Origin of the sequence: Bradyrhizobium uaiense (assembly GCF_010811875.1) — a bacterium.
Taxonomy (GTDB): domain Bacteria; phylum Pseudomonadota; class Alphaproteobacteria; order Rhizobiales; family Xanthobacteraceae; genus Bradyrhizobium; species Bradyrhizobium uaiense.
Window position 1 is genome coordinate 1 of the sequence record NZ_VKHP01000313.1, and the last position, 9,720, is coordinate 9,720.

Annotated in this window: 8 protein-coding genes; 4 read left to right on the forward strand and 4 right to left on the reverse strand. The window is 63.6% G+C overall.

What is annotated here, in order from left to right; genetic code table 11:
• Positions 1-92: 92 nt before the first annotated feature.
• Together FNJ47_RS41535 and FNJ47_RS41540 are read right to left on the reverse strand one after the other, a co-directional pair.
• Positions 93-944, reverse strand: a complete 852-nt coding sequence (locus FNJ47_RS41535; RefSeq protein WP_163162008.1) for a division plane positioning ATPase MipZ — start codon at positions 942-944, stop codon at positions 93-95.
• A gap of 208 nt (positions 945-1,152) precedes the next feature.
• Positions 1,153-1,941, reverse strand: coding sequence for a crotonase/enoyl-CoA hydratase family protein (locus FNJ47_RS41540; protein ID WP_163162009.1), 789 nt, complete (start codon positions 1,939-1,941; stop codon positions 1,153-1,155).
• Between the two features lie 104 nt (positions 1,942-2,045).
• On the opposite strand from FNJ47_RS41540, the gene FNJ47_RS41545 reads away from it, so the two are divergent.
• From FNJ47_RS41545 to FNJ47_RS41560, 4 genes are all read left to right on the forward strand, one after another.
• Positions 2,046-2,612, forward strand: a complete 567-nt coding sequence (locus FNJ47_RS41545; RefSeq protein ID WP_163162010.1) for a TetR/AcrR family transcriptional regulator — start codon at positions 2,046-2,048, stop codon at positions 2,610-2,612.
• 115 nt (positions 2,613-2,727) lie between these two features.
• A complete protein-coding gene (locus FNJ47_RS41550) occupies positions 2,728-3,486 on the forward strand; it encodes an SDR family NAD(P)-dependent oxidoreductase (protein ID WP_163162011.1) in 759 nt (252 codons plus the stop codon).
• Between the two features lie 106 nt (positions 3,487-3,592).
• The gene (locus FNJ47_RS41555; protein WP_163162012.1) at positions 3,593-4,516 is read left to right on the forward strand and encodes a glutathione S-transferase family protein; all 924 of its coding nucleotides are present in this window, start codon (positions 3,593-3,595) and stop codon (positions 4,514-4,516) included.
• A gap of 228 nt (positions 4,517-4,744) precedes the next feature.
• A complete protein-coding gene (locus FNJ47_RS41560) occupies positions 4,745-5,779 on the forward strand; it encodes an LLM class flavin-dependent oxidoreductase (protein ID WP_163162014.1) in 1,035 nt (344 codons plus the stop codon).
• Between the two features lie 84 nt (positions 5,780-5,863).
• Here the strand turns inward: FNJ47_RS41560 and FNJ47_RS41565 are convergent, their stop codons facing one another.
• Both FNJ47_RS41565 and FNJ47_RS41570 read right to left on the reverse strand, forming a co-directional pair.
• Positions 5,864-7,435: a porin gene (locus FNJ47_RS41565; RefSeq protein WP_163162016.1), complete on the reverse strand. Its 1,572-nt coding sequence runs from the start codon at positions 7,433-7,435 to the stop codon at positions 5,864-5,866.
• A gap of 677 nt (positions 7,436-8,112) precedes the next feature.
• Positions 8,113-9,720: DEAD/DEAH box helicase (locus FNJ47_RS41570; RefSeq protein ID WP_163162018.1), on the reverse strand; the 1,608-nt coding region annotated here is incomplete at its 5' end.

Here is a 9,720-nt window from a genome sequence, read left to right on the forward strand (position 1 = left end):
CGGGAACGATCACCTTCGCGCCCGCGACGATCACGTTCCTGACCGTTGCCGGCGCGGGCAACACCAATTGCCGGTAGCGATAAGATGTCGCCTTAGGCTGCGTCGCGGCTGGCGTCGGCGGATTCCGGCGAGCACGCCACCAGATGGCTGAGCATGATCGCGGTCATCAGCCGCTCCATCTCGAGCCATGCGGTGACATGCGACATGGTCGGCCGGCCACCGAGCGCGAGCTGATTGACATCGTCGACCGCCGTCAATCCGCGCGGATAGAATTCGCGGAAGATCACGCGCTCGGCCAAACCGTCGACCAGGCGGAAATTCAACGTCTTCGACAACTCGCCGAGGGCCTCGCCGACCAGGCGCTTGTTGCGCGACCCGAGCGTCGAAAGACGGTTGCGCAAAACCACCCATTCGAATGCCGGCTGTTCGTGCGCGCTGCGCTGGCGTCGCGCCTCCTCCACCATCTTCGAATAGTGGCTGATACCGGTCACCTTGAAGTCGTTCGGATCGACGGTGCCGAGCACGTCGAAGTCGAGGAAGCTGTCGTTCAGCGGCGTAATCAGGGTGTTCGCCAGCGAATGCGTGAACGTCGTCAGGTAAGTGTCGTGGCCGGGGCAATCGATGACGACGAAATCGTGTGATCGGCTCAGCCGTTCGACGATCTCGGCAAGTGCGCTGCGACCGAGCGTCTCAACGTCGCTGCTCCTGCCGCTCACCGTCTCAAAGCACATATGCACGGGGATGCCGAGATCCAGCGAGGTTTCCCGCGCCCAGTCCCGCCGGTTATCGACGTAATGCGTCAGCGACTTCTGCTTGTTGTCGAGATCGATGGTGGCGACACGCTGACCCGCCTTGATCAGCGCGACGGCGACGTGCATGGCAATTGTCGACTTGCCGGAGCCGCCCTTGTTGTTTCCGACAACGATTACGCGTGCGTTTGTCATGGGAATCCCTACCGGACGCTTGAGTCAAAGCAGGACGAAATAGAATTTAATGAATGGTTCGAATCTCCCTGATTCGACGAATCTCGACAAGAGTCGCCGCGACATTGTCGTGATCGAAATTCAGCCGGTTGCGACAACATTGTCACAACCGCGCTGAGGGCACGTACCGTGAACGCAATGCGCGTCTCAGGAACTGGCGCTCCGGGGACTAGCGGCCCTGAAACACGGCCGCGCGGCGCTCCACGAAGGACTTGATGCCCTCGGCCGCATCGGCGGTGTTGAGCACGCGCTCGCGGATCTCCGGGATGATCGCAATTGCCGCCTGCTCGCCGGCTTCGATGAACTTGCGGCCCGCTTCTTTCGTCACCTGGATTCCAAGCGGCGCATTGCGCGCGATGATCTCTGCAAGGGCTATCGCGCGTTCGATCTGCTGACCGGCCGGCACGACCTCCTGCACGAGGCCGATCCGATGCGCTTCTGCGGCAGTGAACTCGTCGCACAGCAACAGGTGATACATCGCATCGCCCCAGCCGGCGCGGCTGATGTAGCGGAAATGCGCGCCCGCCAGCGGCGCGATGCCGCGTTTGGCTTCCATCTGGCAGAAGCGGCTGTCGTCCGCGGCAATGACGATATCGCCGGCCAGCATCATCTCGATGCCGACGGTGAAGACGATGCCCTGCACCGCGGTGATAATCGGCTTACGGCACCGCTTCGACAATCCGAAGGGATCGACGTTGCCCTCCGGCAGCGGCTTGCGTATCGCCGTCGGGCCGAAGAATTTCGGCATGTCGAGCCCCGCGGTGAAGCTGCCGCCGACGGCACAGAGCACGCCGACCCAGAGGCCGTCGTCGTTGTCGAGCAAGGTCAGGGCGTCGGACAGCTCGGCCATCATCTCCGGGCTGAAGGCATTCTTCTTGGCGGGATTGTCGATGATGATCTTCAGGATGCGGTCATGCCGTTCGTGGCGGACCCGCCCTTCGCTCGCGCTGCCGGACATCTGTTCCTCCCTGCTTTGTGACTAACGAAATTCTGGATGATGCTTGTCATCCAGAAGCATGATGGTCATAATCCAGAAAGAGAGTCAAACAGGGGCACTGCGAGATGGGCCATTCCCAGGCCGACAAGGCCAGGAGCCGTGAGCGTATTCTGAACGAGGCCGCGACGCAGATCCGCGACAAGGGGCTCGACGCGCTCAGCATCGGCAGCCTGATGCAGCAGGTGAAGCTGACCCATGGCGGCTTCTATGGGCACTTCGCCTCGCGTTCGGATCTGATTGCCGCGGCGCTGCAACAGGCGCTGACCTCAGGCGAAGCCTCGGCGCACGCAGCGCGCGATCCCGACAAGCCGGTCAGCGTCAACGCGCTGGTGCGAAGCTATCTCAGCCGCAGCCATCGCGACCAGCCCAAGTCGGGCTGCGCGATCGGGGCGCTGATCTCCGATGTCGGCCGCGCCGACGAACAATGCCGCGCGGTGATGGAGCCGCACATCGAATCCTTCATCGCCAAGGTCGCCGAGACGCTCGACGACGATAACGATAGTCGCGCGATCGTCGCGGTGAGTGCGATGGTCGGCGCACTCGCGATCTCGCGCATCATCACCGATCCGAAGCGGTCCGACGCCGTTCTGCGCACGGTACGCGACAGCATCATCGCGATGGTCGACGAATGATTTCGCTCGCGCCGCGGGCACCTTGTTTGTTTGAGTATGATCTCCGCGCAAACGCGTTCCGCGTTTGTCGCGAGGGAAAACCGGTTTCCGGATCATGCCCTTGATGGAGCAAGCCATGAACGACCGATCCGCACTCGAGCCGACCGCGGTGCAAGGAAGCGTGCTGATTGCCGGCGTCGGCGCGTCCAACGGCCTCGGCGCCGCGATCGCGCGCCGCTTTGCGGCCGGCGGCTATCCCGTCGCGATCGCCGGCCGCAACGCCGAGAAGCTGGCGGCGACGGCAGCCGAACTCGCCGCTGACGGCGCTGAGGTCGTCCATGTCGTGGGCGATGCCTCAACGGCGGCCGATGTCGCCCGCTTCGTCGCGGCTGCCGATAAGCTCGCGCCACTCGCGATGGCCGTGCACAATGCAGGCTCCAACCGGCCCGCACCGTTCCTCAAGGTCAGCGAGCAGCGCTTCGAGGAGCACTGGCGCGAGCACGCGCTCGGCGGCTTCCAGCTCGCGCAGGCCGCGATCCCGGCATTGCTCGCGCGCGGCGGAGGCACGCTGGTGTTCACCGGCGCCAGCGGCTCGCTGCGCGGCAAGGCCAATTATTCACCATTCGCCGCCGCCAAGGCCGCGCTGCGCGCGTTGGCGCAAAGCGTGGCGCGGGAATTCGGACCGCAGGGCATTCATGTCGGCCACGTCGTGGTCGACGGCGGCATCGGGGGCGATCGGCTGCTGAGGATGCGTCCGCAATTGAAGGACGAGCGCGGACCGGATGGCTTGCTCAACATCGCGGCCATCGCCGAGGCCTATTGGGTGCTGCATCACCAGCATCGCAGCGCCTGGACGCTGGAGCTCGACCTGCGGCCCTGGGCGGAACAGTTCTGACGACGCGCAGCCGTCGTTCTCCGGGAAATCGGTTGCGATCCGCTGAAATCTTGTCAGGCTATGCGACAAGGTCCGTCGAGATCGCACCATAATCCGGGAGAAGGCCATGTCGCAGCCAACGCCGATCCTGCATCATTTCGATCAATCGCCGTTCTCCGAGAAGATCCGCATCATCTTCGGATTCAAGAAGCTCGCCTGGAACTCGGTGCGGATTTCCCGGATCATGCCGCGGCCGGACCTGATGCCGATGACCGGCGGCTATCGCCGCACGCCGACAATGCAGATCGGTGCGGACATCTATTGCGACACCCAGATCATCATCCGCGAGCTGGAGCGGCGCTATCCGACGCCGACGCTGTTTCCCGCGGGCAATGCCGGAATGCCCTGGGCGCTCGGCATGTGGGTCGACCGGCCGTTCTTCCAGAATACGGTGGCCCTCGTGTTCGGCTTCATCGGCGACAAGGTCCCGCAGGATTTCATCGCGGATCGCGAGAAGCTGCGCGGCGCCAAGTTCGACGTCGCCGCCATGACCGCGGCGCTGCCGCAGATGCGCGACCAGTTCCGGGCCAATGTCGACTGGATCGAGGCGCAACTCGGCGACGGCCGACCGTGGCTGTTCGGCGAGTTCAGCCTCGCCGATGTCAGCGCCTCCATGAACGTGTGGTACGCGCGGCAAAGCATCGCCACGATCGACGAAATCATGAAGCCCTTTCCACGCACCGCGGCGTGGGAAGAGCGCATCCGCGCCATCGGCCACGGCACGCGCACCAAGATGTCGTCGGCCGACGCGCTCGAGATCGCGGCGAAGGCAGAGCCCGAGTCGCCTGTGTTCGGCGACCCTGCGGATCCGAACGGCCGCAAGCCCGGCGACGTCGTCGGCGTGATGCCGGATGACTACGGCAAGATCCCGGTCCACGGCGAGATCGTCTCGCTGTCGGCGCAGCACATCGCGATCCGTCGGTCCGACGAGCGGGTCGGCGAGGTCGTGGTGCATTTCCCGCGGGCCGGCTTCCTGGTCATCCCGGGCTGATCGCCGCCGGCCGCAGCCGCCCGGCGGCCGGCTTGCGGGCCCGGAAACGCTGCGTTTCGCGGCGTGACCTTGTCGGGCGGCGCACAGGCCATAAGTCGGAAGCATCTCCAACCGAAGGCTCCACAGCGCAGGCTTGCGGACATCTCAGCAAGCAACACGACCTCTCGGCCTGCGTGCGATGGGTGGCCCGTGGCGGATGCTCCGCCACGCCGACAACTGGACTATGTGATGACGACCTCTCTCGAATTCGGGCTCGACACGTTCGGCGACGTCACCAAGGACGCCGCCGGCGCACCGCTTCCCCATGCCCAGGTGATCCGCAACGTCGTCGACGAGGCGGTGCTGGCCGATCAACTCGGGATCGATTTCATCGGGCTCGGCGAGCACCACCGGGCCGACTTTGCGATCTCTTCGCCTGAGACCGTGCTCGCGGCAATCGCCGCACGCACCCAGAACATCCGCCTCGGTTCGGCGGTGACCGTGTTGAGCTCGGACGATCCGATCCGCGTCTTCCAGCGCTTCGCAACCGCCGACGCGGTCTCGAACGGCCGCGCCGAAGTGATCCTCGGCCGCGGCTCCTTCACCGAATCGTTCCCGCTGTTCGGCTTCGACCTCAAGCAATACAACGAGCTGTTCGAGGAGAAGCTCGATCTGTTCACCGAGCTGTTGAAGCAGGAGCCGGTGACCTGGCAGGGCAAGCTGCGGCCGCCGCTCAAGGCTCAGTCGGTCTATCCGCCGATCGAGCACGGCCGGCTGAAGACCTGGATCGGTGTCGGCGGCAGCCCCGAATCGGTGGTGCGCGCGGCGCATTACGATCTGCCGCTGATGCTCGCCATCATCGGCGGCGATCCCAAGCGCTTCGCGCCCTATGTCGACCTGCACCAGCGCGCCTACCAGCAGTTCGGTCGCGAACCGAAGCCGATCGGCGTGCATTCGCCGGGCTATATCGCCGAGACCGACGCGCAGGCACGCGAGGAGCTGTGGCCGGACTACAAGGTCATGCGCGATCGAATCGGCAAGGAGCGCGGCTGGCCGCCGATGGGCCGCGACGAGTTCGTCTCCGAGGCCGAGCACGGCTCGCTTTATGTCGGCGCTCCGGAAACCGTTGCGCGCAAGATCGCGGCGGCCGTGAAGGCGCTCGGCGCGGCACGCTTCCAGCTGAAATACTCGGCGGGCCCGCTGCCGCACGACAAGCTGATGAAGAGCATCGAGCTCTACGGCAGCAAGGTGGTGCCGATGGTCCGCGACATGCTCGCCGCGTGACGCGGCGGAAGCAGCCGCACAAAGCAAAACCCCCGGCGTTTTGGCGCCGGGGGCTCTGTTAGATCACAGTCAGATCAACCGGTATTACCAGTTGCGCTGAGCGCGGAGCAGCAAGGTGTAGGTGTTCTGGTCCTTCAGCTCGTAGATCGCACCCGGCTTGCCGATCGTGGGGCTGCCGGGGAAAGCGACCGTACCAGCAAAGTTCTGGTCCAGATGGGTGTAGGTGAAGTCTGCCGAGAAGGTCAGGTTCTTCACAGGAGTCCACTGGGTCTGCGTGCCGATCTGCGCGATATTGTAGTTCGGGTTGCAGTTCGTAAGGGCCGAACCAGCACCAAAGAAGTTGCTGAGCGAACCGCCTACGCCGTTGCCGGCCGGACCGCAGATGTAGCCTTTGGCCGTGCTGTTGTAGTTAACTCCAGCCCAGGCACCGTAGATGCTGGTGTTCCAGTTCGGATTCCAGTTGTGCACGTAGGCACCGCGGAAGCCGTAGGTCGTGATCAGCTGCTGCGAGCCACCGGTGACGAAAATCGAGTCCGGCGCGATGCCGAAGCCGATGCTCTGATAGGCACCCGGAACGTTGGTTCCGCCGAAGATGGTGTTGCCACCAGCCGAACCGGCGAGGTCCTGGATGTTGTAGCGGGTCGCACCGTTGGTGTAGACACCCTGCAAGTTGATGGTGTCGCCAGGTCCGGTCGGGATGTTCTTGATCGACAGGGCCAACTGACCAGCCCAGCCCCACTTGTCGTCGGGATGACCGGTCAACTCGGAGCCGCCGTAGTAGGCGACGTGGTTGTTATGCGCGGCGAACGACGCCTGGAACAGACCCCAAGCCTGGTCGACACGCAGCATCGCGACGAGATCCGGAGCGATCGTGCCGGCGTAGTCGCTGATACCGAACACGTTGGTGTTGCCGGGAACGCCGAAGGTGACGGGCGCACCGAGGTTGACCACGCCAGCCTGATAGTAGGCCGTCTGATCCTGAGCCGACAGAGACAGCGACACGCCGTTGCCGAACTGCGCGGTGTAGGTGAACTGGTTCACACCAGTGATCGTGCCGCCGCCGCCGACGAGACCGTCGAAGTTGTTGCCCGGATAGTTGGCCCACGGAGCCGAGAATTGCGAAACCGCCTTACCGATGGTGAAGCCGGCGAACTGGATGAAGGCGTAGTAGACGCCGACCGTACCGCCAGCGACGCCGCCGGAGTTTGCGTTGCCAGGAGCCGAAACCGCGCCGATCGGCGAGTAAACGGTCGCACCGTTGCCCTGGCCGGCATAGCTATCCGTGGTCCAAGAGAAGGTCGCATCGAAGAAGGTGCGAACCACGCCGTATTCGGTCGCGGTGCGGGTATCGATGTTCAGGTCTTCACGAGAGCGCCAGGTGTAGCCGTTGGTGAAGCGGTTGTTCGCACCACCAGCACCCGAGGTGTTGCCGGTGTGGTCCGAGTTGGTGTTCGCGAGAACGTCCACGCGCAGGTAGCCGCCCAGCTTGATACAGGTATCGGTGCCCGGGATGTAATAGAAACCGGGACCATACAGGGAGCAAACCTTCACGTACTCGACCGCTTTGGCCTTGACGGGAAGATCGGCCGCCTGAGCTCCGCCGACCGCGACGAGAGCCGCCGCCGAGCCGAGGATAAGGCTCTTAACCATCTTCATGTTAAACCTCCAAGTTGCTCTATCTCAGGGAAGGTTCCGGATCCGCCGGGTAAGACACCCTCAGGTTGGTTCCCTTTGTCCCTTAAACCCCGCTCAGTCGCTTCGCGTCTTCGGACACACCCGCATGAACGCGAGGGACTTAAGCGAACCACCTAAAACGGGACGACCTTGGGATGCCCCCCTCCGTCGCAGTTCCATATGAGACAGAAGGCCCCCGATCACGCAACAAAAGACCGCTCGGTTGGGGAGGAGTTGCGGCTGTTTTCGGGCAAATGTTGCACAAATATCACGGACACTTGAACTGCAACGCTGCCGCAAACCATTGATATGTATATCTAATATCTAAGTTACCGTTGGCGGGCACAAATTTGGGCAACACCGGGCGGAACGGTGTGCAAAACGCGTGATCCTACGGAGAAGGCGAAAATTCGGGCCGATCGCGGAGCGGCTGATTCCGCCGTCCTGCCTGTCTTTTGGGCCCGAAAAGTACCGGCATCTGAACGAGATAGCCCGCCTCGGATACCGCCGACTCGCACCTGGAAGGAGGCCATTCCGATTGTTCGGCGCAGGCCAAAAGACAGCGAACGGATCACGAGAGATGTCCAGTAGCGGAGCTAGATATCACTGAGATGTCAGTGCTCACGATCGGTACCGGGCCGCCGGAGCAACGTCGCATCTCACTCGTCCAGAATATCCAGGAGATCATCGATCCGCTCGAAGGGCGGCTCCTGCGTCTTGTCTGAATAGAAGACGCGATCGCCGTCGCGCTGGAGCGAACGTGCTCTTGATTTCGGCAGTCTCCCAGGGAGGAACGTCGCAGCGACGGCCTCCGGCCCGACGTCGAGCCTCACGATCCCGCGCCGCTTGCAATCGATCCTGAGCCTCGCCGCCGCGAAGAAATCGCGGGCTGCCGGCGGCAGTTTGCCGAAACGACGAGAGGTCTCTTCCTCGAGGTCTTCCAGATCGTCCTCGCTCCGACACCTGGCGGCACGGCCATAGATCTCGAGACGCATGGATTCCGATTGCACGTAGCTCTTGGGCAGCAAGTCGGCGAGCGGAAGGTTGAGATCGGGCACCCACAGATCGGCGGCCCGATCGTTGGTCTTCTCCGAGGCCTGTTTGAGAAGATGGCTGTAGAGCACCGGCCCGAACACCTGCACGTGGCCGGACTGCTGCTCGGAGAGCAGGTCCCCGGCACCTCTGAGGTCGAGATCGCGCTCGCTGATGGCGAAACCGGCGCCCGGCCTGCTGAACTCCTCCAGAACGGCCAGACGCTTGCCGGATTGCTCCGAACTGGATTCGGTCAGCAGATAGGCGAAGGCGCGCGTTCCGCCGCGTCCCACCCGACCTCTGAGTTGGTGGAGTTGTGCCAGGCCAAACTTTTCCGGCCAGCAGACCACGATGGTGTTCGCGCGGGGAATGTCGAGACCGCTTTCGACGATGTTGGTCGCGAGCAGCACGTCGGCCTCGCCTTCGACGAAACTCATCATTCGGTCGTCAAGTTCGTCGGCAGGCAGCTTGCCGTGCAGGCAAACGATGCGAAGCTCCGGCGCCACCGCCTGCACCCGCGCCAGCATCGGCTCCAGATCCTGGATGCGCGGACAGATCAGGAAGCTTTGTCCGTGACGTCGCTGCTCGCGCAGCAATGCAGCGGCAATGGCCGCGTCCGAAAGCGGCGCGGTCTTGGTCACGACCGGCAGCCGATGCACAGGCGGAGATGCGATCACGCTGAGATCCCTGACGCCCGCGAGACCTGCCGCAAGCGTGCGCGGGATCGGCGTCGCACTCATCCAGAGCGTATGGACGCCCTTCGCCAGGCCCGAGAGCTTCGCTTTCTCCGCCGCACCGAAGTGCTGCTCTTCGTCGACGACGACCAGACTTAGCTTGGCGAATTTCACGTCCTTGGATGCGATCGCATGGGTGCCGACCACCACCTTCATCTTGCCGCTTCGCAAGCCCTCCTTCGTCTCCCGCAACTCCTGAGCCGACGTCGCTCGCGACAAGCTTCCCACCTCGATGCCAAGCGGCGCGAACCGCTTGCGGAACGTCGCGACGTGCTGCCTAGCCAGAACGGTCGTCGGCACGACGATGGCGACCTGTTTGCCGGACAGGGCAACGGCGGCCGCGGCGCGCAACGCGACCTCGGTCTTGCCAAATCCGACGTCGCCGCAGACGACCCGATCCATCGGATGACCTGACGCAAGATCATCCAGCACGTCCCGAATCGCCCTGGCCTGATCGACCGTCGTGAAATATGGAAAGCGCGCGACGAACCGCTCGTAGGC